At 72.1% G+C, this 26463-nt stretch carries 19 protein-coding genes; 9 read left to right on the forward strand and 10 right to left on the reverse strand.

Going from position 1 to position 26463, the window contains the following annotated elements:
- Positions 1-4 precede the first annotated feature (4 nt).
- Positions 5-2128 carry a hypothetical protein gene (locus ACGFZP_RS19485; protein WP_392934297.1) on the forward strand — a complete coding sequence of 708 codons (2124 nt, stop codon included), beginning with the start codon at positions 5-7 and terminating at the stop codon, positions 2126-2128.
- 51 nt (positions 2129-2179) lie between these two features.
- On the opposite strand, the gene ACGFZP_RS19490 is transcribed toward ACGFZP_RS19485, so the two are convergent.
- A complete protein-coding gene (locus ACGFZP_RS19490) occupies positions 2180-2689 on the reverse strand; it encodes a histidine kinase (RefSeq protein WP_392934300.1) in 510 nt (169 codons plus the stop codon).
- 361 nt (positions 2690-3050) lie between these two features.
- Between ACGFZP_RS19490 and ACGFZP_RS19495 the strand changes: the two genes are divergently transcribed.
- Both ACGFZP_RS19495 and ACGFZP_RS19500 read left to right on the forward strand, forming a co-directional pair.
- The gene (locus ACGFZP_RS19495; protein ID WP_392934302.1) at positions 3051-3230 is read left to right on the forward strand and encodes a hypothetical protein; all 180 of its coding nucleotides are present in this window, start codon (positions 3051-3053) and stop codon (positions 3228-3230) included.
- Positions 3231-3346: 116 nt separating this feature from the next.
- The gene (locus tag ACGFZP_RS19500; RefSeq protein WP_392934304.1) at positions 3347-6595 is read left to right on the forward strand and encodes a type 2 lanthipeptide synthetase LanM family protein; all 3249 of its coding nucleotides are present in this window, start codon (positions 3347-3349) and stop codon (positions 6593-6595) included.
- A gap of 93 nt (positions 6596-6688) precedes the next feature.
- Here ACGFZP_RS19500 and ACGFZP_RS19505 read toward each other — a convergent pair whose 3' ends face one another.
- Complete coding sequence (locus ACGFZP_RS19505; protein ID WP_392934306.1) at positions 6689-8986, reverse strand: M9 family metallopeptidase; 2298 nt, start codon at positions 8984-8986, stop codon at positions 6689-6691.
- 364 nt (positions 8987-9350) lie between these two features.
- On the opposite strand from ACGFZP_RS19505, the gene ACGFZP_RS19510 reads away from it, so the two are divergent.
- A complete protein-coding gene (locus ACGFZP_RS19510) occupies positions 9351-9953 on the forward strand; it encodes a superoxide dismutase (RefSeq protein WP_392934309.1) in 603 nt (200 codons plus the stop codon).
- A gap of 1089 nt (positions 9954-11042) precedes the next feature.
- The gene (locus ACGFZP_RS19515) at positions 11043-11810 is read left to right on the forward strand and encodes a transposase (RefSeq protein ID WP_392934312.1); all 768 of its coding nucleotides are present in this window, start codon (positions 11043-11045) and stop codon (positions 11808-11810) included.
- A gap of 69 nt (positions 11811-11879) precedes the next feature.
- Here the strand turns inward: ACGFZP_RS19515 and ACGFZP_RS19520 are convergent, their stop codons facing one another.
- The 6 genes from ACGFZP_RS19520 to ACGFZP_RS19545 form a co-directional block, all read right to left on the reverse strand.
- Positions 11880-12311, reverse strand: coding sequence for a VOC family protein (locus tag ACGFZP_RS19520; protein ID WP_371648428.1), 432 nt, complete (start codon positions 12309-12311; stop codon positions 11880-11882).
- A 183-nt stretch (positions 12312-12494) separates the two neighbouring features.
- Positions 12495-13487: a methylmalonyl Co-A mutase-associated GTPase MeaB gene (meaB, locus tag ACGFZP_RS19525; RefSeq protein WP_392934316.1), complete on the reverse strand. Its 993-nt coding sequence runs from the start codon at positions 13485-13487 to the stop codon at positions 12495-12497.
- Between the two features lie 12 nt (positions 13488-13499).
- Complete coding sequence (gene scpA / locus ACGFZP_RS19530) at positions 13500-15704, reverse strand: methylmalonyl-CoA mutase (protein ID WP_392934318.1); 2205 nt, start codon at positions 15702-15704, stop codon at positions 13500-13502.
- A complete protein-coding gene (locus tag ACGFZP_RS19535) occupies positions 15701-17692 on the reverse strand; it encodes a methylmalonyl-CoA mutase subunit beta (RefSeq protein ID WP_392934321.1) in 1992 nt (663 codons plus the stop codon). Before ACGFZP_RS19535 ends, scpA begins: the two co-directional genes overlap by 4 nt.
- A gap of 424 nt (positions 17693-18116) precedes the next feature.
- A complete protein-coding gene (locus ACGFZP_RS19540; RefSeq protein ID WP_392934324.1) occupies positions 18117-19367 on the reverse strand; it encodes an RNA polymerase sigma factor in 1251 nt (416 codons plus the stop codon).
- A 4-nt stretch (positions 19368-19371) separates the two neighbouring features.
- Positions 19372-19734: a YciI family protein gene (locus ACGFZP_RS19545; RefSeq protein ID WP_392934326.1), complete on the reverse strand. Its 363-nt coding sequence runs from the start codon at positions 19732-19734 to the stop codon at positions 19372-19374.
- A gap of 271 nt (positions 19735-20005) precedes the next feature.
- Between ACGFZP_RS19545 and ACGFZP_RS19550 the strand changes: the two genes are divergently transcribed.
- The 4 genes from ACGFZP_RS19550 (at position 20006) to ACGFZP_RS19565 (ending at position 23650) form a co-directional block, all read left to right on the forward strand.
- Positions 20006-20650, forward strand: coding sequence for a dihydrofolate reductase family protein (locus ACGFZP_RS19550; RefSeq protein WP_392934328.1), 645 nt, complete (start codon positions 20006-20008; stop codon positions 20648-20650).
- A gap of 351 nt (positions 20651-21001) precedes the next feature.
- Positions 21002-22201: an acyltransferase family protein gene (locus ACGFZP_RS19555; protein ID WP_392934330.1), complete on the forward strand. Its 1200-nt coding sequence runs from the start codon at positions 21002-21004 to the stop codon at positions 22199-22201.
- Positions 22202-22226: 25 nt separating this feature from the next.
- Positions 22227-23441, forward strand: a complete 1215-nt coding sequence (locus tag ACGFZP_RS19560) for a cytochrome P450 (RefSeq protein WP_392934333.1) — start codon at positions 22227-22229, stop codon at positions 23439-23441.
- A gap of 11 nt (positions 23442-23452) precedes the next feature.
- A complete protein-coding gene (locus ACGFZP_RS19565; RefSeq protein ID WP_392934336.1) occupies positions 23453-23650 on the forward strand; it encodes a ferredoxin in 198 nt (65 codons plus the stop codon).
- A 123-nt stretch (positions 23651-23773) separates the two neighbouring features.
- Here ACGFZP_RS19565 and ACGFZP_RS19570 read toward each other — a convergent pair whose 3' ends face one another.
- Both ACGFZP_RS19570 and ACGFZP_RS19575 read right to left on the reverse strand, forming a co-directional pair.
- Positions 23774-25291: an MFS transporter gene (locus ACGFZP_RS19570; RefSeq protein WP_392934338.1), complete on the reverse strand. Its 1518-nt coding sequence runs from the start codon at positions 25289-25291 to the stop codon at positions 23774-23776.
- A gap of 358 nt (positions 25292-25649) precedes the next feature.
- The gene (locus tag ACGFZP_RS19575) at positions 25650-26450 is read right to left on the reverse strand and encodes an SDR family oxidoreductase (RefSeq protein ID WP_392934340.1); all 801 of its coding nucleotides are present in this window, start codon (positions 26448-26450) and stop codon (positions 25650-25652) included.
- Positions 26451-26463 lie beyond the last annotated feature (13 nt).

Raw genomic sequence — 26463 nt, forward strand, 5'->3', positions numbered from 1 at the left:
CACCGTGCTCGGATACGAGGACGTCCTCAACGCAAAGCCCGAAACCCTCTCCGCCGCCGCCGTGCAGTGGCGCGCCATGGCCGAGCGCTTCCGCGCCATGGAGGGGACGATGGACCGCGACGTGCTCGCGGTGACCGGCACAGGGTGGAACGGGCCGGTGTCCTTCCTGGCCTCCATCGAACTGCAGGGCACCAAGAGCCAGATCGTCGCCGCGCAGGTCGAGGCGAGGGCCATGGCCTCCCTGCTCGACGACGCGGCCGCGGACTTCGCGGCCGCGCAGAAGCAGGTCCGGGACGCCGCCGACGGGGCCGTGAAGGCGGACCTCAAGGTCACCGGTACGGGCGTCGTGGTGTTCGACATCGGCGTCTTCGACCCGCAGACCCGGAACGCGATCCAGCACGACCCCGGGGCGTCGCGGGAGTACCAGGAGGCCGCCGCCAAGTGGAGCGCCGCCATCCAGGCCGGGATGCAGCGCGCCACCGACGCCGACCAGCGGGCGTCACGCGCCCTGCGCAGCGCCTCCAAGGCCGGCAGTGTCGAGAACTCCTTCAACAAGGACGCCATCGGCGGCGGCGACGCGGCCGACGCCCAGCGGGCCGCGGCCCTCGCCACCCGGATCGACGGCCTCAACGCGGACGAGCTGCAGCAGCTGCAGAACCTGATGCGGGCCAACGCCGACAGCCCGCAGTTCTCGCAGACGCTGCTCGACAAGCTCGGCACCGACGGCACCCTCAAACTCGCCGAGCACCTGAACGACCCCGGCAAGGACGGCGCCAAGAAGGCCGCGTACGCCGCTCTGCAGACCGACCTGACCCGCTCGTTGGCCTCCGCCACCCAGGACACCAACAGCGAGTTCTACCGCAGGTGGCGGGAGGGGATGAAGAAGGCCGGGACGAAGAACTTCGGCCCCAACACCGACCCGGTCTACGGCTACCAGATCCTCGGCACCCTGATGAGCAAGGGAGACGCCAAGTACTCGACCGGCTTCCTCACCAACCTCGCCGACGACATCGTCGAGGTCGAGAAACACGACAAGAACCCGTGGGGCTACAAGGCCTCCCACGACGGCACCTCGCTGGGCGCCGACCCGCTGGACGAGGTGCTCGGGGTGATGGGCCGCCAACCCGAGGCGGCGACGTCCTACCTGGACCCGGGCGCGGACGGTTCCAACAAGCGGCTGAACTACCTGCTGAAGGACCGGGACTGGCCCGAGGGCTGGCTCTCCGCCTACGGCCCTGTCAAGGTGCCGGACCCGCTCGCCCGGAGCGGTCTGGCCGCCGCCCTGGAGGCCGCCTCCACCGGCGAGCGGGCCGGCGCCCCCCACGACGGGAGGCACACCGAGGCCGAGGCCCGCATCATGCACGACACCATCGTCACCCTGGACGAGGACCACGGCGGCGACGACCTCAAGGGCCCGCTGCGCCGGCCGCTGGCCAACGCACTCGCCGACTACGTCGGTGACACCCACGAGCTGCTCACCGGCCGCAACGACCTCTACAACGGCCACACCGGGCACGACTCGGTCTGGAAGGACGGCGACACCGTCCGGATGGCCGTCGGCCAGGACAGCCTGGTGCGCCTCATGCGCGGGGTCTCCGAGGACCCGGACGGCTACGGCACCCTGCACCAGGCCGAGACGGCGAAGGTCGCCCAGGAGCTCTCGGCCCTCGGGCCCAACGCCACCCATGACCAGCTGAAGGACGTGCTGGGCAAGGGCGCGGCCGGGCTCGGCGCCTACGACGCGATCCGGGCCGACATCGAGATGGACAAGCGCGACGACAAGAACGCCCAGGCCGACTGGAAGGCCAAGGCGCTCTACCACGTCATCGGTGCCCCGGTCACCGGGATCACGTGGGTCGGGGACAGCGCGCAGCGCATGGTCGACGTCTGGACGTACGCGGCCAGCCTCGACGTCAAGGACCACAACAACAGCGAGGCCAACGCCAAGATCTCGGACGTCTACCTGGGTGCCAACCGCGAGATGTCCGACCTGGTCGGCATCTGGGCGCGGGACCACGGCCGGAGCCCGGACAGCGCGGAGATCAACGCGCTCCAGGACGACATGCTCAACAACCGCAACCGCAGCAACGACGTCGCCAGACACTACCTCGGGCGGGACAACGCCTGACGCCGCACGGGTTCCGCTCCCGCCACCGGGTTCCCGGTGACGGGAGCGGCGTCAGCCGGCGTCCTCGGAGGACTCCTCGGCCCGGCGCTCCGCGGCGCGGACCTGTTCGGCGAACTCGTCGGCCACGAGGCGCTCCACCGTCGCCCCGAAACGCGCGGCCAGTTGGTCGGCCGGCTCCGGGGAGGACTCCCTGATGTCCAGGACCAGCAGCGACGCCCCGTCCGGCACCCGGGCCGACAGCACGATCAGCCCGGCCCCGTCGGCCGTCGTCCGGCCCTCCTCGGCGGCGTTGCCGAGGGCGGCCCCGGCGGCGAAGCCCAGCAGCATCCCGAGCGGGCCGCCCAGCAGCCCGACCAGGCCGCCGACCACGCCGGAGCCCACCGTGGCCACGCCCGCCCCCCGGGTGTAGCCCTCCCGCACCTCCAGCAGGCCGTCGGCGGATCGCTCCAGTACGGCGCTCTGCCGGATGCCCGGCAGGTGCTCGGCCTCCTCGAAGGCGCGGTGGCAGTCCTCGCCGCCCTCGAAGGTGAGCAGAACGACATGGTGCTGGTGGTCGGTCATCGCACTCCGATCGGGTCGGGCTCGCCGTGGACCTTCATCCTGGTCGCGGCCGAGCGGGGGTGCCACTCAGAGCCGCCCCCCGGCTGCCCCGGGAGGAGCGTCCGAAACCTTCCGTCCTGTTCGACCGGTCGGCGCCGTCCGGATTCCGGTCGCATGCGTCCCGGCGGACGCGCAGCCCGCCCGGCGGCCGAGGCGCAGGCCCGGGGCCGGTCGGCGGGCCGCAGGAGCCCCGGACCGGGCCGGGCCGGCGGCCGGATCCTGGCCGGAACCCGGCCGCGGCCGCGGCACGACCCTGGTGTGGCGGATGGTGCGCTGGGAGGATCCGCACGTTCATGTCGGATTCGACTCCTCAGGAGGCACCATGCTGCCCACGGCAGACCAGGTCCGCGCGCTCAAGGACGAGGACTTCCGCCTGACCCTCGGCCAGGGCCACCAGCTGCACCCGGCCGGCGACCCGGCGGGCGAGGTCTACGTCACGGCCGCGATCCAGAACAGCACCTGCGGCTCGCAGTCCAGCTGCGGCCGGCTCTGTAGCTTCTGAGCCGTCACCGCCGCCAACCACGCGGTGTGTCCCCGGGCGCCTCGGCCCGGGGGCGCACCGCGCCCGGGCCCGCCCGCCCCGGCCGGGTCCACGAAACGAAAGAGGTGGCACCGGCCGTGCTCGACGCGTCCGAATTCCGGCGGGCCTCGGCCCGGGCCGTACCGCTCGGCCGACGCGGCCGGGCCGCGCAGGGCGCCGCGCCCGACCCCGCCACTGCCGAGCGGGCCGAGCGCGTCCTGCACCGCTGGCGGGGCCAGGCGCCGTTCGACCAGGACGACTGGTTCGAGCGCCGGCTCGCCGCCGACGGCCTCACCGCCGACGCCCTGCGCGCCCTGCTCGCCGAACCGCCCGAGGCACTGGCCGAACGCCTCGGTGCGCCCGAGCCCTGGGCCGAACGGCTCGCCGCCGCCTACGAGGCGCCCGCCGCCGCGGACGGGCTGGAGCTCGCTGCGGACGGGCTGGAGCTCGCCGCGGAGAACGCCTTCGCCGCGATCGCCGCCCCGCTGCTGGCCGCCGCCCGGGACGGCCTGCGGGCCGGACTCACGGAACTCCACGCCGCCGACCCCGGCGCCGCCGCCCTGGGCACCCCCGAGGAGCTCACCGCCCTGCTCGTCCCGGCGCTCACCGCCGCCGCGCACACGCTGGCCGTCCGCACCGTGATCACCGAGCTCCACATCGACCGCCTCACCGGCCGGCTGACCGGCGACACCCCCGAACAGCGCTACCAGTCCTTCCTGGACCGGATCAGCGCGCCCGAGCAGGCGCTCCGCCTCCTCACCGAGTACCCGGTCCTGGCCCGCCGCCTCGCCGTGGCCGCCGAGCAGTGGACCGCCACCAACCTCACCCTGCTGCGCCGCCTCGCCGCCGACCTCCCCGAGCTCTCCCGGGTCTTCGCCGCCGGCCGCCCGCTCGGCCGGATCACCGAACTCGCCACCGGCCTCGGGGACTCCCACCGCGGCGGTGCCACGGTCTGCGGCCTGCGCTTCGAGCACGGCACCCGGATCGTCTACAAGCCCCGCCCGTTCGGCGTCGAACTCCACTACCGCCGACTGCTGCAGTGGCTCAACGCCCGACTGCGGCTGCCCCTGCTCGACCCGGACCACCTGGCCGGCGACGGCTACGGCTGGGCCGCCCACATCACCGCCGAACCCGCCCGCAACCAGGGCGAGTTGCGGGACTTCCACCACCGGGCCGGCTCGCTCGCGGCGCTCCTGTACGTCCTGGACGCGGTCGACTGCCACGCCCAGAACCTGCTCGCCGTCCGCGACCAGCCCGTCCTGATCGACCTGGAGGCGCTGCTCCACCCGGACCTGCGCGAACCCTCCAAGGACCTCTCCGAGTCCGAACGCCTGGCCCGCCACCAGGCCCGCCACTCGGTACTCCGCTCCGGCCTGCTCCCCGAACGGATGTGGGACGAGGAGGGCAACGGCGGCACCGACCTGTCGGCCCTCGGCTGGGACCCGGACAGCCTGCCGCCGCGCGCCGCGCCCGTCCTGGTCGGCCTGGGCACCGACGAACTGCGCATCGAGTACCGGCGGATGCCCGTCGAAGTGGCCGGCAGCCGGCCCGTCCCGCCGGGGCAGCCGCTGCGGACCGCCGACTACGCGGCCGAGTTGGAGGCCGGGTTCACCGAGGCCTACCGGTTGCTCGCGGACGGGAAGGACGAAGTACGCGCTCTGCTAATGGACTTCGCGGGGGACGAGACCAGGCTGCTGCGCCGCGACACCCTGGAGTACCGCAGCCTGCTCGCCACCGGCTGCCACCCCGACCTGCTGCGCGACGCCCTCGACCAGGACCGCCATCTGGACCGCCTCTGGGCCCTCGCCCGCTGGGAGGGGGACGCCCGCGCCTTCCTCGACCACGAGCGCGCGGACCTGTGGCTAGGCGACGTCCCCGTGTTCACCATCCGCCCCGACGGCGTCGACGCCCGGGCGGCGAGCGGCGCCGTCATCCCCGGCGTCACCGACCGCCCCGCGCTGGACCTCGCCCTGGAGAAGCTGGCCGGCCTCGGCCCGGCGGACCTCGCCCGCCAGGTACAGCTGCTGCGGCTCTCCGTCACCACGGCCGACGGCGCCCGGGAGCCGCGCCGGACGGCGCCGGCGCCGGCCTCGCCTGCTGCGGTGTCCGACGTGTCGGAGCCCGCGATCGCCGGGGCCGAGCTGTGCTCGCGGGCCCTGGCCAAGGCGGTCGAGGCCGGCGAACAGCTGCTGCGCGAGGCGTACCGGGGCCGGGCCGACCTCGCCTGGGCCGGGCCGAACTGGGCGCCCCCCGGGCGCTGGGCCCCGGCCGAGCTCGGACCGGACCTGTACAGCGGCACCGCCGGCGTCGCCCTCTTCCTCGACCGCCTCGCCCGGGTCACCGGCGATCGCGAGCACCACAACGCCGCCCGTGCAGCAGGGTTGACGCTCCGTCACCAGATCCGCCGCAAGGCCGACCGGCTCGGCGGCGGCCTGACCGGCACCGGCGGACTGCTCTACACCCTCGCCCAGCTCGCCGCCCACCGACCGGACCGCGAACTCGACGACCTCGCCGACCAGTTGGTTCGACGGGCAGCCGACACTGCGGGCGAGGACACCGCGTACGACGTGATCGCCGGCGGGGCCGGCACCATCGGCGGGCTGGCCGCCTGGGGGGCGGTGCGCCCCGGCGCGGCCGTCACCGACGCGCTGGCCCGCTGCGCCGACCGGCTGGTCCGGCAGGCCCGCCCGCACCCCGAGGGCGGCGCGGGCTGGCTGCCCGCCGCGCTGGCCGGCACCGCGGACCGACCGCTCGCCGGGTTCGCCCACGGCGCCTCCGGCATCGCCTGGGCGCTGGCCCGGGCCGGCCGGCTGCTCGGCGACGAACGGCTGCCCGAACTGGCCCTCGCCGCCCTGGCCTGCGAGGACACCCTGTTCGACCCGGGGGAGGCCAACTGGCGGGACGTCCGTGAGGACGGCGGGCCGCTCGGGCCGTCGTACCCGGTGCTCTGGTGCCATGGCGCCGCGGGCGCCGCGCTGGCCCGGGTCGAGCTGTCCGGGCTGCTGGACGGCCACCGGGCCGAGCCGCCCCGCAAGGGGCGGGAGGCCGCCCTGGAGACCGTGGCCGGCCACGGGTTCGGGCTCAACTTCTCGCTCTGCCACGGGGACTTCGGCAACCTGGAGCCGCTGCTGCTGGCCGGCGGCCCCTGGCGCGCCGCCGGGCTGCGGCAGGCCGCCGCCACCCTGGACGCCCTCGACGACCGCGGCTGGGTCTGCGGGCTGCCGCACGGGGTGCACAGCCCCTCGCTGATGGTCGGCCTGGCGGGCATCGGGTACGGCCTGCTCCGGTTGGCCGCGCCCGGGCTGGTCCCCTCGGTGCTCGCCCTCCACCCGCCCGTCGAGGACTGACGGCCGGCCGGACCCGTGCCCGTGTGCGGGCAGACGGAAGGCGGGCCCCGCGGAGGAGTCTCCGCGGGGCCCGCTGCGAGGTGACGGCGGGCGTCAGCTCGTGGTGTACGTGGTGGTGACGGTCGCGCCGCTGAAGCCCTGCTGGGCGTAGAGGCTGAAGTAGACCCAGCCGGCGGGCGGGTTGGTGATGGTGAGGCTCTCGCCGTTGCCCTGGTTGGTGGACTTCGCGAGGTACGAGCTGTTGGTGGCCCAGCTGCCGCCGTTGTAGTACAGGTCGGCGTTGCCGGTGCCGCCGGCGCTGGTGATGGTCAGCGACTTCACCCCGGCCGGCAGGTACAGGAAGCTGTAGCTGAGGTTGCCGGTGGTGGCCGCGGCGTTGTCGCGGCGGCAGTTCTTGTCGAACTGCCGGGTGTCGGGCAGCGTGCAGAGCGGAGTGCTCTGGACCGGCGGCAGGGTGCCGCAGTTGTCGGCCGCGCAGGCGGTCAGCCAGGTGGCGAAGTCGGTGTCGTACTTGGTGCCGATGGTGGCCTTGAGCAGGGTGCGGGCGCCGTTCCAGTCACCGGTGCGGTACTTGGCGAGCACCGCCTTCACGTCGTCCGGGTGCGACTGGAGCATGTAGCGCACGGCCAGGTAGCCCCAGGCGTAGACCCGGGTGGAGTTGACGGTGGCGTCCGGGGTCTGGTCGTAGACCGTGTCGAACAGCTCGCTCAGCTTGTAGGTCTTCTTGGCGGCCTCGGCGATGGCGTTGGCGTTGCGCTCGTTGCGGTAGCTGTAGGAGATGTACTCCGCGATGCCCTCGACCCACCAGATGGTCGGGGTGACCATGCCGGCGTCGAAGTCGCCGTACATGTTGTAGCGACCGTCGAGGTAGTGGGTGTACTCGTGGTTGAGGTTCCAGATCTGGAAGCTCGGGCGCAGCCAGCTGGCCTCGTGGGCGATGAACCGGGCCTGGTTGCCGGCCTTGGTCGGGTTGCCCTCCTCGTACATGCCGCCGTTGTCGACCGCGATGCCGTACATCGCCCCCGCGTAGAGGCTGTACTCGTAGTAGTCGTCGAAGACGACGACCTCGAGGTTGGTGTTGACGTCACCGGGGATCGCGCCGTTGTCCTGGATCACCTTGTGGAACAGGGCGTCCTCGTTGATCAGGCTGGTGCAGGTGTCCGCCAGCTGCTGCTCGGTCATCTCCTGCGCGCGGACGCGCAGGTTGGCGTTGCAGGTCCTGGTGTTGGTGAGCACCAGCGGGGGGAGCCGGGTGGGCAGGTCGCAGAGGCCGTAGACGGAGCAGTTGCCCTTGTCCTTGTTCTCCGTGAACCAGACCAGGTTCATGGTGAGCGGGCCGGTGGCGCCGACCAGCGGGAAGCGGGTGACCAGGTCCTTGATGATCGGACGGCCCTGGGCCTTGAGCTCGTCGTGGGCGACGTAGTTGCCGATCACGATGCCGATCGAGGTGACCATGTCGCCGCCGTTGATCAGCGAGGCGTTCCGCGTCACGAACGAGGACATGGTGGTGGCGAAGCCCGGGTCGGCCTGGAGGGCGGGGATGAAGCCGTCCCGGTCGAAGCCGTTCTCGATGACCGTCTTGGTGTTGGCGACGGCGTCGGTCATCGAGCCGGGCCAGCTGGTGGTGTAGTCGGCGAGCAGCCGCTTCACCGGGGCGGTGTACCGGCCGTTCTCGTAGGCGCTGTCGATCAGGGTGACGGCCTCGGCCAGGGTCTCGCCGTTGGCCTGGGTGACGTCCTTGCTGTGCGGGGCGGCGTAGAAGGCGTCGAGCCCGCCGCGGATCGAGGTCTGCAGCGTGCTGCCGTACGTGCCGACGTCGTTCGGGTACTTCCACTGCACGTAGTAGCCGGCGCGCAGGAAGAGCACCAGCTGCCCGACGGAGGTGGAGTTGTCACCCGGGTAGGTGGCGGAGGCGTCGCGCAGGCCGTCGGCGACGGAGGCCATCTGGGCCTCGCGGAACGCCTTCGTCGCGTCGGTGCCGCTGATGTTGAAGAGCGTGCCGACGCAGTCCAGGCTCGCGGCCTTGACGTTCCGCACCAGGGTGGCGCCGGTGGCGCCGGTGAAGGCGGAGAGGTCGCAGCCGGTGGCCGACGGGGCGGCCGAGAACTTCTTGGCGGTCTTGGCCGGGGAGGCGGCCGCGGCCTGCGGGGTGGCGGACTTCTTGCTGGTGTCCGAGGCGAGCGGGCGGCCGTCGAGGGTCGCGTCGGGGGACTTGGGAACCGGGATCGCCCGCGGGGCGCCGGTCGCGGCGGCCGAGGGGGCGGTGGCCGCCGCCTGGTTCACGGGGGCGGCGAAGCTCTGCGGGGCGAACAGGCCGAGCGCGATGAAGAAGGCGGCGCCGAGCGCCGGCACCCTTCGCGCCTGGGCCTTGGATATCCGGAAGGGACGCATCTGTGGGGGCCTCCGGGGCCGTTCGGGGCCGCGTGTTGGGGGGCGCGACCGCTCGATGTGTGACATGTAAAATGGCACATGTCGCATCGTGACGGGAAGGCCCTGGGCGGGATTGATCCCCACCGCAACCGAAACGTTGTCAGGGACCCGTAGACCGGCGTGCGCCGCCAGCCCCCCTCCGCCGGGTCGCGCAGCCCCCGCAGCCCCCGCAGCCCCCGCGGCGCGCGGAGGGGCCGGGCCGGACGGAGCCCTCGGAGTGCCAGGAATACGCGGGCGCATATGCTTCGTTCTTGCAACTAATACGCAATAGTGTGTACCCGGCACGATCATCACAGCTGAACTCGCCGAAAGGGGCCGTGTCCTGATGGGCACCTACTCGCTTCCCGACCTGCCGTACGACTACTCCGCGCTCGAGCGGGCGATGTCCGCCGAGATCCTGGAGCTGCACCACTCCAAGCACCACGCGGCGTACGTCAAGGGCGCCAACGACACCCTGGAGCAGCTCGCCGAGGCGCGCGACAAGGAGCAGTTCGGCGGCCTCGTCGGCCTGCAGAAGACCTTCGCCTTCCACCTGTCCGGCCACGTGCTGCACTCGCTGTTCTGGGAGAACCTCTCCCCGGAGGGCGGCGACCGCCCCGACGGCGAGCTGGCCGATGCGATCACCGAGCACTTCGGGAGCTTCGAGGCCTTCAAGAAGCAGCTCACCACCGCCACCACCGGCGTCCAGGGCTCCGGTTGGGGCATCCTCTCCTGGGAGCCGCTCGGCCAGCGCCTGATCGTCGAGCAGGTCTACGACCACCACGGCAACGTCGGCCAGGGCACCACCCCGCTGCTCGCCTTCGACGCCTGGGAGCACGCCTACTACCTGCAGTACCGCAACGTCCGCCCGGACTACGTCACCAAGCTCTGGGACGTCGTCAACTGGCAGGACGTCTCCACCCGCTTCGCCGCCGCCACCTCCGCCTGACCCTGGTCACGCGAACGGCCCGAACGGCCCCGGACCGCACCGGTCCGGGGCCGTCCCCGTCTCGTCGGCTGGCCGGCCGAGCACCTGATCGCCACCCGTCCGGTGCTGCTGTGCCGCTCCCGAAGCCCTCACCATATGGAGAGGCCGTCATGGAGGTACCGGGCGCGGGCCGCGGGGGCCGCTTGAGGCCAGCTGCCCATGGACGGCTGGGAGATCGTCGGCGGTCGATCTGTTCGACATGCCGCAGCAGCTGGCTGAATGTAGACTTTACATATTAGATGATCTTGACTGAGGGCCCATGGGAACTTGCCCCAGAGGCAGTCCTGAGTCGCCCCGTTGATGTTTTCTGTCCACGCGAGACGCGGCCCGCTGGAAGTAGTGAGGCTTGCTGCAAGAACCTAGTCGCGTCGTGCCTCCAGCTTGCGGCGGCTCCTATCGTTCGATCCGCCAGGACACCAGGAAAGGAAGCATGGTCATGGCTATGCCCGGCTTCACCGCTGAGGCGTCCGCTTACAGGACCTCTGGCCGATACTCCGTAGTGAGGCAAGGTCACAACACTGACATGCAGATCGTTCCGATGGCGCAACTGACGTGCGAGCAGGGATCTTCAAGCCTCTGCGAGAAATATTGCATGCAGGAAGACGGGGGCATGTCTAGCAACCCGGACGGCACGACTACTTGCCACTTCTGACAGCCCACCAATACTTGACGTGGACCATTCGACCGATCAGCGTCTTCACCCGGGCAGGCGTCCAGCGTTGGTCCTCCCGGCCGTGCACCAGTGGGCCGCGCTCCCAACTCGAACTCCAGCTTGGCGTTCTGCTTCTCGCCCAGCCTCGGTCGGCCCGGCGATCCCTTCGAATGGACAACGGATCCGCTCGCGTGCGTCCCTCTCGACGTCGGTCAAACCGCCGCCCTGCGCGTATCTCACAGGCCAGAACCACCGAAGCCGTCCGGCGCTTGCCAGACGAACGGCCGCGACATCACCCGATCAACTTCAGTAGTGCCTCGACCCGCGTGCGAGGTCGGGGCACTACACAGGCCTAAGGGCCGTCCCGTAAGTGATCTGGCCGTGGGATGATCACGGCCGTGGCTGGTGTGATCACGGCGTCTGAGCCGTCCTGGATAGCCCCGTTCGCCGGGCTAAGCCCGCGCGCCTTCGGCAAGTTGATGAGGCAGCTGCGCCGCGAAGGCGGAGGCGCGCCGGGCCGAGGCCGACCCTGGAAGCTGTCCCTGGAAGACCGGGTGCTATTGGTAGCCGCTTACTGGCACACCAACTTGACTTTGCGCCAACTCGCGCCGCTCTTCGGAGTGTCGAAGTCCACCGCCGATCGCGTCATCGACCATCTCGGCCCCAGACTCGCGCTTGCCCCGCGTAGGCGATTCGCCAAGGACGCGGTGCTGATCGTGGACGGGACGCTGGTACCCACCCGCGACCACCAGGTCGCCGAGCAGTCGAAGAACTATCGCTACTCGACGAACCACCAGGTGGTCACCGACGCCGACACCCGCCTGGTCGTGGTGGTGGGCCGACCCCTGCCCGGCAACCGCAACGACTGCAGGGCATGGGAGGAATCCGGGGCCAAGGCCGCCGTCGGCCGAACAACCACGATCGCCGACGGCGGCTACCCCGGAACCGGCCTCGTCATCCCGCACCGCCGCCCCAGAGGCGGCGAACTGACTGACTGGCAGGCCGAACACAACCACGACCACAAACGGGTTCGCGCCCGCGTCGAGCACGCCTTCGCCCGGATGAAGACTTGGAAGATCCTGCGCGACTGCCGCCTGAGAGGCGACGGTGTGCGCCACGCGATGCACGGCGTTGCCCGCCTGCACAACCTCGCCCTCACGGGATGACTCCCGCCGCATGCGGGACCTGAAAGGTTCCCGGGAGACGCTCCCCACCTCGCGGTCTCGCAGGAGAAATCAGGCGAGGCAGAACTCGTTGCCCTCGATGTCCTGCATCGTGATGCACGACTCATTGACGCCATCCGCACGCTGCGTCAGCACGTGCTTCGCGCCGAGCGCCATCAACCGTGCGCATTCGGCCTCGAGTGTGGCCAGGCGCTCCTCGCCCACGAGCCCGACACCGGCCCGCACATCGAGATGCACCCGGTTCTTGACGACCTTGCCTTCGGGAACTCGCTGGAAGAGCAGGCGCGGAGCCACACCCGAGGGATCAGTGCACGCGAAGTAGATCGCATCCTCGGGCGGCAGCGAGCGGAAGCACTCCTCCCACGTGGCGAAGCCCTCCGGGACCGCCGGCATGACGTACCCCAGCACCTCGCACCAGAAGGCGGCGAGGCGCACAGGCTCCGCGCAGTCGAAGGCCACTTGGAACTGTTTGATCGTTGACATTGGCGCACAATAACAGGGGCCCTGCTCATCTCCGCAGGTCAGGGGGTCTGCAGGTGATCAGGAGGAGGGCTGCTACCCGCTGTCGTGTCGTCCGGTCACAGGGGTGAACCGAGGCCACCGTCTCCCCAAAGGGAACCCGGCCAGCCACTCCCGTGCTGTCGAAGACCAGTTACGGGACAACCTTTAGTCGGTGCCGAAGAAGGCGTCCAGGATCTGCTGGGCGGCCAGGCCGGCCGGGAGGGTGCCGGTGCGGACCTGGGTCTCCAAACCCGGGGCGAGGCGCTGTACTTCGGGGTGTTCGTGCAGGCGGGCGTAGAGCTGGTCGTGGACCATTGCCCAGGTCCACTCCACCTGCTGGTCGCGGCGCTTGGCCGCCAGGACGCCGGTCGCGTCGAGCACCTTGCGGTGCTGCTGCAGTCGCTCCCAGAGGGTGTCCAGTCCGCTGCCGTCGCGGCCGCTGCAGGTGAGCACCGGCGGCGTCCACGGGGCGTCCGGTGCCTGCAACAGCCGTAGTGCGCCCGCCAGTTCGCGGGCGGCGCCCTTGGCGTCGGTCTCGTGCGGGCCGTCCGCCTTGTTGACCGCGATCACGTCGGCGAGCTCCAGCACGCCCTTCTTGATGCCCTGCAGCTGGTCCCCGGTGCGGGCCAGGCTGAGCAGCAGGAAGGAGTCCACCATGCCGGCCACCGCGGTCTCCGACTGCCCGACGCCCACCGTCTCGATCAGCACCACGTCGTAGCCGGCCGCCTCCATCACCACCATCGACTCGCGGGTGGCCCGGGCCACGCCGCCGAGCGTCCCCGAGGTGGGGGAGGGGCGGACGAAGGCGTTCGGGTCGACCGCCAGCCGCTCCATCCGGGTCTTGTCGCCCAGGATGGAGCCGCCGGTCCGGCTGGACGTCGGGTCGACGGCGAGTACCGCGACCCGGTGGTCGAGCCCGGTGAGCATGGTGCCGAAGGCGTCGATGAAAGTCGACTTGCCGACACCGGGCACACCGGTGATGCCCACCCGGATCGCCCCGCCCGCGTGCGGCAGCAGCATGGTGAGCAGCTGCTGCGCGAGCGCGCGGTGGTCGGGCCGGGTGGACTCGACGAGGGTGATGGCCCGCGCGATGTGCGCGCGCGAACCGGCCAGCACCCCCTGCGCGTACTGGTCGAGGTCGATCGTCCGGGGCGCCATCGGTTCAGCGGCTCACAGCTCGTGGCCGAGGTCCGCGGCGAGCGCCCTCAGCAGGTCGTAGGCCGCGTCCGGGATCACCGTGCCGGGCGGGAAGACCGCCGCGGCGCCCGCCTCGTACAGGGCGTCGAAGTCCTGCGGGGGGATGACCCCGCCGACCACGATGGTGATGTCCTCCCGGCCCGCCTCGGCGAGTTCGGCGCGCAGCGCGGGCACCAGGGTGAGGTGTCCGGCCGCCAGCGAGGAGACGCCGACGATGTGCACGTCCGCCTCGACGGCCTGCCGGGCGACCTCCTCCGGGGTCTGGAACAGCGGCCCGACGTCCACCGTGAAGCCGAGGTCGGCGAACGCCGTGGCGATCACCTTCTGGCCGCGGTCGTGGCCGTCCTGGCCCATCTTGGCGACCAGGATGCGCGGGCGCCGGCCCTCGGCCTGCTCGAACCGCTCGACCAGGTCGCGGGTGCGCTGCACGGGGGCCGACGGCCCGGCTTCGTCTCGGTACACACCCGAGATGGTACGGATCTGACCGGAGTGCCGGCCGTACACCTTCTCCAGGGCGTCGGAGATCTCGCCGACCGTGGCCTTGGCCCGGGCCGCGTTCACCGCGAGCGCGAGCAGGTTGCCGTCCAGCGAGCCGCCGCGCTGCGGGCCGGCCTCGGCGGCCCGGGTCAGCGCGTGCAGGGCGCCCTGGCAGACGGCCTCGTCGCGCTCGTCGCGCAGCCGGCGCAGCTTCTCGATCTGGCGGCTGCGCACCGAGGAGTTGTCGACCTTGAGCACGTCGATCTGCTCGTCGCTCTCCACCCGGTACTTGTTGACGCCGATCACCGGCTGGCGGCCGGAGTCGATCCGGGCCTGGGTGCGGGCCGCGGCCTCCTCCACGCGCAGCTTGGGGATGCCGGCGTCGATCGCCTTGGCCATGCCGCCGGCCGCCTCGACCTCCTGGATGTGCTGCCAGGCGCGGCGGGCCAGGTCGTGGGTGAGCTTCTCGACGTACGCGCTGCCGCCCCACGGGTCGATCGACCGGCAGGTGCCGGACTCCTGCTGGAGCAGCAGCTGGGTGTTGCGGGCGATCCGGGCCGAGAAGTCGGTCGGCAGCGCCAGCGCCTCGTCGAGGGCGTTGGTGTGCAGCGACTGGGTGTGGCCCTGGGTGGCGGCCATCGCCTCGACACAGGTGCGGGTGACGTTGTTGAACACGTCCTGGGCGGTGAGCGACCAGCCGGAGGTCTGCGAGTGGGTGCGCAGCGACAGCGACTTGGCGTTCTTCGGGTCGAACTGCTTGACCAGCTTGGCCCAGAGCAGCCGGGCCGCGCGGAGCTTGGCGACCTCCATGAAGAAGTTCATGCCGATCGCCCAGAAGAACGACAGCCGCGGCGCGAAGGCGTCCACGTCCAGCCCGACGTCCAGGCCCGCCCGCAGGTACTCCACCCCGTCGGCCAGGGTGTACGCCAGCTCCAGGTCGGCCGTCGCCCCGGCCTCCTGGATGTGGTACCCGGAGATGGAGATCGAGTTGTACCGCGGCATCTTCTGCGAGGTGTACGCGAAGATGTCCGAGATGATCCGCATCGAGGGCTGCGGCGGGTAGATGTAGGTGTTGCGGACCATGAACTCCTTGAGGATGTCGTTCTGGATGGTCCCCGCCAGCTTCTCCGGCGGCACCCCCTGCTCCTCGGCCGCCACGATGTACAGCGCCAGCACCGGCAGCACGGCGCCGTTCATGGTCATCGACACCGACATCCGGTCCAGCGGGATGCCGTCGAAGAGCTGGCGCATGTCGTAGATGGAGTCGATGGCCACGCCGGCCATGCCGACGTCGCCGGTGACGCGCGGGTGGTCGCTGTCGTAGCCGCGGTGGGTCGGCAGGTCGAAGGCGACCGAGAGCCCCTTCTGGCCGGCCGCCAGGTTGCGGCGGTAGAAGGCGTTGGACTCCTCGGCGGTGGAGAAGCCCGCGTACTGGCGGACCGTCCAGGGCTGGTTGACGTACATGCTCGGGTAGGGCCCGCGCAGGTACGGGGCGATGCCCGGGTAGGTGCCCAGGAAGTCCAGGCCGGCCAGGTCGGCCGAGGTGTACAGCGGCTTGACGCCGATGCCCTCGGGGGTGTCCCAGACCAGCTCGTCGACGTCCTTGCCGGTGGCCTGCCGCCAGGCGGAGCGCCACTGGCCGTCGCCGACCTCTGCTGCGGCTGCGCCGTCCAGCCCGATTGCGGTGAAGTCGGGGATCATCGCGCCACTCCGTCCGTGTCGAGGACCCCGGCCGGGATCGCGTCAGGGCTCTCGTTCAGGCTCTCGCCGAGGGTCGGCGCCGGGGCCTCGCCGAGGGTCGGCGCCGGGCTCTCGACGAGGATCCGGTCCAGCAGCGAGGTCAGGACGGCGACCGCGTCGCCGCCCGCGAAGACGAAGTCGTCCACGCCCGCCCGCTCGTAGGCCTCGCGCTGCTCGCCGGGACGCCCGGCCAGCAGCACCCGCGCGGCGCCCGCCGCCTTGAGCGCGCTCGCGACGGCCTCGGCGTGCTCGCCGTAGAGCTGGTCGCTGGAGCACAGGCAGGCCACGGTGGCGCCGCTCGCGGCGAACGCCTCGGCGAAGGCCGCCGCCCCGGTGCCCGCCACGGAGCTGGTCGCGATGCCGCCGGCCTGGAAGAGGTTGGCGGCGTAGGTGGTCCGGGCGGTGTGCGCGGCGGCCGTGCCGATGGAGGCCAGGAAGAGCCGGGGGCGCTCGCCGGTGGCGGCGAGGTGCGCGTCCGAGCGGGTGCGCAGCGCCTCGTACGCCTGGGAGCGGCGTACCCGGGGCAGTCCGCCGCCGGGCCGGGCCGGGGCCGGGGTGCGGACCAGCGGCTGCTCGTCCAGGTTCGGGAACTCGCTGACGCCGGTGATCGGTTCGCGGCGCTTGGCCAGCGCCTTGGTGCGCTCGGCCCAGGTGGCGGCGATCCGCTCGCCGACCAGACCGGAGGCCAGGGCGGCGCGCTGGCCGCCGGCCCCCTCGATCTCCTGGAACCAGGCCCAGGCGGCCCGGGCCAGCTCGTCGGTGAGCTGCTCCACGTACCAGGAGCCGCCGGCCGGGTCGACGACCCGGGCCAGGTGCGACTCCTCCAGCAGGATCGACTGGGTGTTGCGGGCGATCCGGCGGGCGAAGGCGTCCGGCAGGCCGAGCGCGCTGTCGAAGGGCAGCACGCTGACCGCGTCCGCGCCGCCGACCCCGGCGGCCAGGCAGGCCACCGTGGTGCGCAGCATGTTCACCCAGGGGTCGCGCTCGGTCATCATCACGGTGGAGGTGACGGCGTGCTGACGCTGCGCCGACGCCTCCGCGGCGGCGCCGGAGACCTCGGCGATCCGGGCCCAGAGGCGGCGCGCCGCACGGAACTTCGCGATCGTCAGGAACTGGTCGGCGTCCGCCGCGTAGCGGAAGTCCAGCTGGCCGAGCGCCGCGTCGACGGTCAGGCCGGCGGCGGTCAGCGTCCGCAGGTAGGCGACGCCGGTGGCCAGCGAGCAGCCGAGCTCCTGGGCGGGGGAGCCGCCGGCCTCGTGGTACGGGAGGGCGTCGACGGTCAGCGCCCGGATGCCCGGGTACTCGGCGGCGCAGCGGGCCGCGAGCGCGGCGGCGTCGGCGAGCAGGGCGTCGGTGGGCTCGTCGTCCCCGGTGCGGGCCAGCAGGCCCAGCGGGTCGGCGCCGAGGTTGCCGGTGGCGGCGGCGGGGGAGACCTCGCGCTCGCGCAGCAGCGTGAACAACTGCTCGGCGGCGTCCACGGATTCGGGGCCCGCGTCGAGCACGACGGCGGCCAGGTCGAGGTAGACGCCGGACAGCGCGGCGGACAGCTCGGTGACCGGCAGGCCGTTGCCGCCCAGCTCCAGCCAGATCGAGCCGCCGCCGTTCTCCAGGTCGGCGAGGACCGCCTCGTTGGTGCGGCGCGGGTCGGGATCGGCGTGCCGCTGGCGCAGGTCCCAGCCGGAGACGGCCGCGCCCTGGGGCCGCCCGCCCCGTACGAAGGGCGGGAAGCCGGGGTAGCCGGCGTCGGCCGAGGTGTCCTCGGCGGTGTACAGCGGGCGGGCGCGCAGCCCGTCCTGGAGCGCAGTGGTGAGCGCCTCCTCGGCGGCCGCGCCGTCCGCGGGCGCCGCACCCGACTTGCGCAGCACACCCTCGACGAGGTGCTGCCACTGCTCACGGGTGCCGGCCGGGAACTCGGCGGCCAGGGGAAGCCCTTCGGGCGGGACCGTCATGCCCCGCAGGTTAGCGGTCGTCGGCGGGAGCGCAGGAGAGGCGGAGGGTGTGACCTTTCCCTCCCTTTGCACTCCGTTGCACTCCTGGTCACACGCCTGGGGGGTGGGAGGAGGGGCAGAGGGGGGTGGGCGGACGGGGGGAGGGGGCGGCGGGCGCGCCGGGAGGGGGCCGAGTGGCGCGCGGGGAGGGGGCTGGGCGGGGAAGGAGAGGGGGGTGAAGAGGGGGGTCGCGACCGGAGGGGCGTCTGCTGCCGGGGTGCCCGGGAGTGGGCGGTGGCCGGGCGCGCTCCCCCCTTTGCCACCCCCCTGCCTTTGTCCCGACCGCCCGGCTGTCGGGCGGCCCGCCCGCCTTCCCGCCTTCCCGCCGGGCGGCCCGGGGTCGGCTGCGGGCGGGGGCTTCAGGGTCTGCCGGACCGGCGGCCGGTCACCGGTCGTCCAGCGCGTCGGCCCGGCTCTCCAGGTACCGGCGCTCGGGAATGCTGCCGGTACGCCGGGCGGCCTCCCGGAAGCTGTTCCGGGCCGCCGTCCGGTCCCCGCTCATCTCCAGCAGGTGGGCGCGGACGGCGGCGAGCCGGTGGTGGCCCTCAAGGCGGCCGTCGGCCTCCAGGGTCGCGAGGAGTTCGAGCCCGGCCGCCGGGCCCTGGACCATCGCGCGGGCGACGGCGTGGTTGAGGGTCACCACCGGGCCGGGGGCCATCTGCTCCAGCACCTCGTACAGGGCCATGATCTGCGGCCAGTCGGTGTCCTCGGCGTGCGCGGCCTCGCCGTGCACGGCCGCGATGGCCGCCTGCACCTGGTACGGCCCCGTCACCATCCGCGGGAGGGTCTCGGCGATCAGCGCCAGACCCTCCTTGAGCGCGGTCTGGTCCCAGCGGGAGCGGTCCTGCTCGGCGAGCGGGATGAGGCTGCCGTCGGGCCGGGTGCGGGCCGGCCGGCGGGCGTCGGTCAGCAGCATCAGCGCCAGCAGGCCCGCGACCTCGCCCTCCTCGGGCAGTAACCGGTGCAGCTCGCGGTTCAGCCGGATGGCCTCGCGGGCGAGTTCGGGCTGCTGGAGGTCGGGGCCGCTGGTGGTGGTGTAGCCCTCGTTGAAGACCAGGTAGAGCACCTGGAGCACGACCGCCAGCCGCTCCGTGCGCTCGCTCTGCGGCGGCATCCGGAACGGCAGCCCGGTGGCCTTGATCCGCTGCTTGGCCCGGCTGATCCGCTGGGCCATGGTCGACTCGGGTACGAGGAACGCGTGTGCGATCTGCGCGGTGGTCAGACCGCCGACGGCCCGCAGGGTGAGCGCGACCTGCGAGCCGGGGGTGAGCGAGGGGTGGCAGCACAGGAAGAGCAGGGTGAGCATGTCGTCCTGCTCGGCCGCCTTGGGTTCCTCACCCGGGCCGGGGGTCACCGTCTCGTCGGCCGGGGTGAGCGCGGCGGCGGTGGCCTCACGGCGCTGGCGGGCCTGCTCGCTGCGCAGCCCGTCGATCACCCGGCGGGCGGCCACGGTGATCAGCCACGCCCGGGGGTTGTTGGGGACGCCCTGGTCGGGCCACTGGACGGCGGCGGCCAGCAGGGCGTCCTGGACCGCCTCCTCGCAGGCGTCGAAGTGCCCGTAGCGGCGGACGACCGCGCCGAGGACCTGCGGTGCCAGCGATCGGAGCAGATCCTCGACCCGGGCGTCACGGTTCATCGGCTCAACTCTCCGTATCGGCTTCGAAGACGACCTGGCGGACCTCGATGCCGGTGTACCGGGCCTCGGGGATCAGACCGGCGAGTTCGACCGCGCGCTCCCTGGAGGCGCAGTCGACCAGGTAGTAGCCGGCCAGGAACTCCTTGGCGTCCAGGTACGGGCCGTCGGTGACCGCGGGTCGGCCACCGCGGACTCTCACCGTGGCGCTGCTGGACGGATCGGCGAGGGCCTGGGTCATCACCATCTCACCGGAGTCGAGGATGTCCTGTTGGAAGGTGGCGTGTTCGGAGAAGACGGCGTTCCGCTCTCTCTCGGACAGGCCGTCCCAGACTACCGGGTTCATGTGGATCAGCAGCATGTACTTCATCTCATCATTCCTTGATCCCTTGTGCGGCCGACTGGTGCTCTGTACCTGAGACGTCGCCGCAGGCGGGCCGCCCTCGACATCCAAGCCGAGCCCACTGCGTTTCGCCCCGGTTTCCGCCGGAGACATCGGGCCGCTGTCTCCCGGTCCGACGGCGTGCTCACCCGGACGGCCCACGACGCCGTGCCCCCGCCCGCGCGGCGGTCGTTGGGAGGCGCGGGCGCCGGGCCGTACGGAGGGCCGGGACCGCCCCCCGAGGAAAGGTGTGGAAGGCATGTCGCAGCTGGTGAGGGTGCAGTGCTTCAACGTGTCACAGGACGGGTTCGGCACCGGTGAGGGGCAGTCCCTGGAACGGCCGTTCGGCCACGCGGACCCGGGCCCCCTCTTCTCCTGGGCCGGTGCCACCGCGAGCTGGGTCAACCGCACCGACCCCGGCGGCACCCGCGGCCTGGACGACTACCTGACGCGCGACCACGCCCGCCCGCCGGGCGCGGTGATCATGGGACGCAACAAGTTCGGCCCCCAGCGCGGGCCCTGGGAGAACCACGAGTGGCAGGGCTGGTGGGGGGAGAACCCGCCGTTCCACGCGCCGGTCTTCGTGCTCACCCACTACGAGCGCCCCTCCTTCACCCTGTCCGACACCACCTTCCACTTCATCGACGCGAAGCCGGCCGAGGCGCTGGAGGAGGCGCGGAAGGTCGCCGGGGACCGGGACGTGCGGATCAGCGGCGGCGTCACCACCGTCCGCGAGTTCCTCGACGCCGACCTGGTCGACACGATGCACTTCGCCGTCGCGCCCGTCGACATCGGCCGGGGCGAGCGGCTCTGGAGGAGCCACACCGAGCTGCTCGACCGCTTCCACCTCGACACGGTGCCCAGCTCCAGCGGGGTCACCCACCTGCTGTTCTGGCGGCGGTGACCGCCGGCCCCTGCCGGTCGGAGAACCCGTCGCAACAACCGCTGATCCGTGGCCGGGGCGTCCGCCCCGGCCACAGCCGTCGGTCCGTCAGCCACGTCCGGGCCACGGCCCTCGGTCCGTCAGCCGCGTCCCCGACCGCGACCCGTCGGTCCGTCGGGAACGCTCCGGCCACAGCCGTCAGACACGCCCCACCCCGCCTTCGAACCGCAGCAAGGGAGAAGAAATCACGATGTCGAATCCGGCTGTCCGGTTCCGACTCAGCTACGAGTGGCGCCGCGTGGCGCCGCCGCGCCCAACGAAAGACCGGATGCCACCGCCCGACCGTTCCCCACCCGGGAGAAAGAGGTTCCCATGACCCCGCCGAACTCGCCGTTACCCGCCCGTGCGGCAACCCTGCCGTCGTTGGAGGGCCTGCGGGCCATCGCCGTCATCTTCGTCTTCGCCAGCCACGCGCTCGTCCTCGGGGCGTTCAAGGACCCGCACCCCCTCTCCGTCTTCAACACCCTGACGGGCAACGGGCGCATCGGATTCCTCGCGGTCTCGTTCTTCTTCGTCCTCAGCGGGTTCGTGCTCACCTGGTCGGCCAAGCCGGGCCAGACGGCGGTCGGCTTCTGGCGGCGCAGAATGGTGCGCATCGGCCCCGCCCACGTCCTGATCGCGGTCATCGCCCTGAGCCAGTTCGCCGCCGCGGGCGAGACGATCCGCTGGGGGCCGGCGTTCGCCAACCTCTTCCTGGTGCAGAACTGGTGGCCCTCGCAGAGCCTGATCATGTACCAGTTCAACGGCGCGACCTGGACCCTCGCGGTGGAACTGCTCTGCTACGCGATGTTCCCGCTGCTGCTCCGGTTCGTCCGCGGGCTCAGCTACCGGGCGCTGTGGTCCTGGATCATCGGCCTCGGCGCGACCGCCATCCTGCTCCCGGTGATCAGCTACCCGCTGCTCTCCGGGTTCCCGCCGAGCCAGTTCTACCCGGCCGGCTCCTGGCCCCAGCTGTGGGCGCTGTACTTCTTCCCGCCCGTCCGGTCGATCGACTTCGTGATCGGCATGTTCCTCGCCCGGATCATCGCCTCCGGGCGGTGGCCGAAGATCCGGATCATGCCGGCCGTCCTGCTCAACCTCGCCGCCTTCCTGCTGCTGTACCACCTGCCCATCCCCTTCGGGATCGCGGCGTTCTACCCCGTCCCCGCCGCGCTGCTGATCGGCGCCCTGGCCGTCCGGGACCAGTCCGGCCGCCGGACGATCCTCAGCACGCCCTTCATGGTGTGGCTCGGGGAACTGTCCTTCGCCTTCTACATCATCCACATCACCGTGATGTTCGCGGTACACGCGGCGTTCGCGGGTGACCTGGTGGGCTACGCGCACTCGTACACCCCGACGGCGTTCAGCACGCCCGTCGCCATCCTGTTCATCATCGGCCTCTACGCCCTCTGCGTCGCGCTCGCCTGGGTGCTTCACAAGACCGTCGAAGTGCCCGCCATGCGCCGCTGGAGCCGCCCCGCGGCCCGGCGTGCGCCCAACCACCCGAAGCCGGAGCCGCAGCCCCAGACCTGACAACACGTCACCATCGGAGGAAGTCATGGCCGACGCGGCCGACATAACCGAGCACCCCGAGCCCCCGTCCTATCCGATGCCCCGGACCTGCCCGTACGCCCTGCCGGAGGGGTACCGCCAACTCCGCGACCGGCCGACCCTCGGCAAGATCAGGCTGCCCAGCGGGAAGCTCGCCTGGGCCACGACGCGGTACGAAGACGTCAAGGCGATGCTGGGCGACGACCGGTTCAGCTCCGACCTGCGCCGCCCGGGGTACCCGCTGATGATGGACCACCAGGCTCCCCCGCCCGAGTTCTCCACCTCGCTGGTCGGGATGGACCCGCCCGAGCACACGGCCGCCCGCCGCGCGGTGGCCGCCGACTTCACCCCCCGCAGCATCGACCGCCTGCGGCCCCGGATCCAGGAGATCACCGACGAGTACGTCGACCGGCTGCTGGCCGGGCCGCGTACCGTCGACCTCATCGACGCCTTCGCCAACCCGGTGCCGCTGCTGGTGATCTGCGAACTGATCGGCGTCCCCTTCGCCGACCGCGCGTTCTTCCTGGAGACCTCGTTCACCCTGATGAACGCCGCCACCCCCGAGGCTGGCGCCCGCGCCACCGCGGACCTCATGGGCTACATGGACAAGCTCGTCACCGACAAGGAGCGGGTGCCGACCGACGACCTGATCGGCCGGCTGGCGGCCCGGCGCGGCGAGCCGGGCGTGCCCGACCACCGCGACCTCGTGGGCATGGCCTTCATGCTGCTGATGGCGGGCCACGAGACCATCGCGAACGTCATCGGCCTGGGCGCCATGCTGCTCCTCGACCGCCCGGTGCTGCGCAAGTCGCTGCTCGCCGACCCGTCGCGCTGGCCGGCGGCGGTCGACGAGCTGCTGCGGTACTTCACCATCGCCGAGATCGCCAACTCCCGGGTGGCCCTGGAGGACGTCGAGCTCGGCGGGGTCCGGATCGCGGCCGGCGAGGGCGTGCTCGGCCTGACGGTGGGAGCCAACCGGGACGCGAGGCGGTTCCCGGACCCGGACACCTTCGACATCGACCGCGCCGAGCGCAGCCTGGCCTTCGGGTTCGGCGCGCACCAGTGCCTCGGCCAGCACCTGGCGCGGACCGAACTGGAGGTCACCCTGACCACCCTGTTCGAACGCGTCCCCGAGCTGCGGCTGGCCGAGTCCGTCGAGGCCCTGCGGTTCAAGGAGCAGCACGTCAACTACGGCCTGCACGCGCTGCCGGTCACCTGGTGAGGGGGGACGCCGTGGAGATCCGCACCGAGCGGGACCGCTGCATCGGCGCGGGCCGGTGCTTCCTCGCCGCGCCCGAGCTGTTCGACCAGAACGACCACGACGGGACGGTCGTGGTGCTGGTCGACCGCGTCGCGGGCGCCCAGTTGGAGGGCGCGCGGGCGGCGGTCGACGACTGCCCGACGCGCACGCTGTCCCTGATCGAGCACTGACCGGGGCGACTGACCGGAGCGACTGACCGGGACCAACCCGTCAGGAACGACCAGCCGGAAACGACGAGGCCGGCGCGGGACCCGAAGGTCCCGCGCCGGCCTCCTCGTACCGGTTGCGCAGGGTCAGTCGCCGCTGGTGCGGCTCGCCCGCTGGAAGTAGACCCCCGCCAGGAGCGCCAGCACGACGAAGACCCCGGCGGAGACGGCGGCGACGGTGTTCAGCCCGCTCACGAACGCCGCGTGCGCCGTCTTCAGCAGCGCCGCGGCGGCGTCCGAACCGAGCTGCGAGGCCTCGTCGGCGGCGCCGGCGACGGTCTCCTGGGCGCGGTCGGAGCCGACCCCGTCCATCTGGCTGCTGTAGACCGCGGAGCCGATCGTGCCGAGGACGGCCAGACCGAGCGCACCGCCGAGGTAGTTCGCGGTCTCGGCCATCGACGCGGCCGAACCCGCGCGCTCCGGCGGCACCGACCCCACCACCAGCCCGATGCCGAGCGCGAACATCGGACCGGCACCCAGGCCGATCACCGCGGTGCCGAGCACGATCGGCCAGGCGCCGTGGTCGCCGTTCACCACGATCAGCACGGCCGCGCCGATCGCGGAGAGGAGCATGCCGCCGATGATCGCGGTCCGCGGCTTGACCGAGCGGGTCAGGGCCGGCGTGGACATCGTCCCCACCGCCATGCAGAGCCCCATCGGGACGAACCACATGGCCGAGGCCAGCGGCGAGTAGCCGAGCACCGTCTGCAACAGCTGGGTGACGTTCAGGGCGGTGCCCGCCAGGATCATCCCGGCCAGCGCCAGGGCGGTCAGGATGAGCGTGAAGGAGCTGTTCGCGAAGAGCCGCACGTCGAGCAGCGGGTCGTCACCCCGGAGCTGCCGGCGCACGAAGAAGATGCCGAACAGCAGGCCCACGGCCAGCGGCACCAGGCCGGACAGGACACTCCCGTTGCCCAGCGAGAGCACCTTGATCGCGTACACCACCGGCAGGATCGCGAGGAGGGAGAGCACGACGCTGACGAGGTCCAGGCGCCGCGCCTGCTCGGGGCGGAACTCCGGGAGCACCATGGGCCCGGCGATCAGGACCACCGCCGCGACCGGGATGGCCAGCAGGAACACCGCGCCCCACCAGAACGGCACCAGCAGCACGCCGCCGAGCACGGGCCCGAGCGCGGCACCCGTGAAGGTGCAGGTGGCCCAGATCGAGATGGCCTTTCCGCGCTGCCTGTCGTCGCGGAAGATGTTGGTGATCAGGGCGAGGGTGGAGGGCATCAGCGTCGCGCCCGCGATGCCCTGCACGCCGCGCGCCACGATCAGCATGAGCGGGCTGGTCGCCCAGGCGCAGGCCACCGAGGCCAGCGCGAACACCGCCATGCCCGCCATGAGGAGTCGGCGGCGCCCGATCCGGTCTCCGACCGTGCCCATGGTGATGACCAGGCCGGCCACCATGAAGGCGTAGGCGTCGGTGACCCACAGCTGCTGGACGTTGCTGGCGCCGAGCTCGGCGGTGAGCCGCGGCAGCGCCAGGAACAGGACGTTCGAGTCGAGCGCGACCAGCAGTGTCGGCAGTGCGAGGATCGCGAGTGCCAGCCACGGCCTCGCATTCGTGCGCGGGAGGTCTGTCTCCGCTGTAGTGACGGACATGGCCGTCCTTTCGCTCATTTCGGAATGTCGCTCACTACGTTGTCGAAGCAGCGGGCCGATTCTTGCGCCGGTTCGCGGAACTTTTTTCGCGAAACCTCTTCGCGTGGGCCGCCGCGCCGCTCGGACGGGACGTGGGGCCGTCGGACTGCCCTCGCGTGGGCGCTCCTTGTACGGGCGCCCCTTGCGTAGGCGTCCCTTGCGCGGGCGCACCGCTCTGCGCACCGCGGCATGGCGGCAAGGCGTCGCCGCCCCGAAAACGGATCACCGGCTGCCGATCGGGTCGGCAGCCGGTGTCAGGTCCGTAGCCCGCGCCGTCCGGCACGGCCCGCGTGGTGCGGCCGTGGCGACGGAGCGGGGGTCAGTGGTGGTACTCGCCGCAGTTGACGTCGAAGCAGTGGCCCGTGACGGCGCGCGCCAGGTGTGAGGCGAGGAAGATCACCACGTCGGCGGTCTCCTCAGGGGTCTGCAGGCGGCGCAGGTCCATCTCGGCGGACACCTCCGCGTAGCCCTCCTCCAGCGTGAGGCCGCGCATCTGCGCGAGCTCCCCGATGAAGTCCTTCACCTTGTCCGTCCACATCGGTCCCGGCGCCACGGTGTTCACCCGGATGCCCTCCGGGCCCAGCTCGGTGGCGAGGATCTGGGCCGCCGCGAGCAGCCCCGACTTGGCGATCTTGTACGCGCCGCAGGCGCGCTTGGAGTGCCGCAGGACGGAGGAGTTGACCATGACGATCGAGCCGCCGCTGTCGCGCAGCGCCGGGGTGAACAGCTTCGACAGCCGCAGCGCCGCGTAGACGGTCACCTCCATACCGAGGCGGATGTCCTCCATCTCGGTGACGGCGAGCTCCGTGTGCGGCGGCTCCACCAGGGCGTTGTTGATCAGGGTGTCGACCCGGCCGAACTCGGCGAGGGCTGCGGCGACGAGCGCCTCGGCGGCAGCCGGATCGGTGATGTCGGTGGGGACCGCCAGCGCGCGGCGCCCGGTCTCCTCGACGGCCTTGGCCACCTCGTCCAGGTAGGAGGAGGTGCGCGCCGCGAGCACCACGTCGGCGCCGGCCTGGGCGCACCGCACGGCGAGTGTCCGGCCGAGTCCGGCGCCCACACCCGACACGACGACGACCTTGTCGCGGAGCAGCTCCGGAACCTCGATGTGTTCGTCCATGTGTCAGTCCTCT

Origin of the sequence: Kitasatospora sp. NPDC048239 (genome assembly GCF_043202015.1) — a bacterium.
In the GTDB taxonomy this organism is placed as follows: Bacteria; Actinomycetota; Actinomycetes; order Streptomycetales; family Streptomycetaceae; genus Kitasatospora.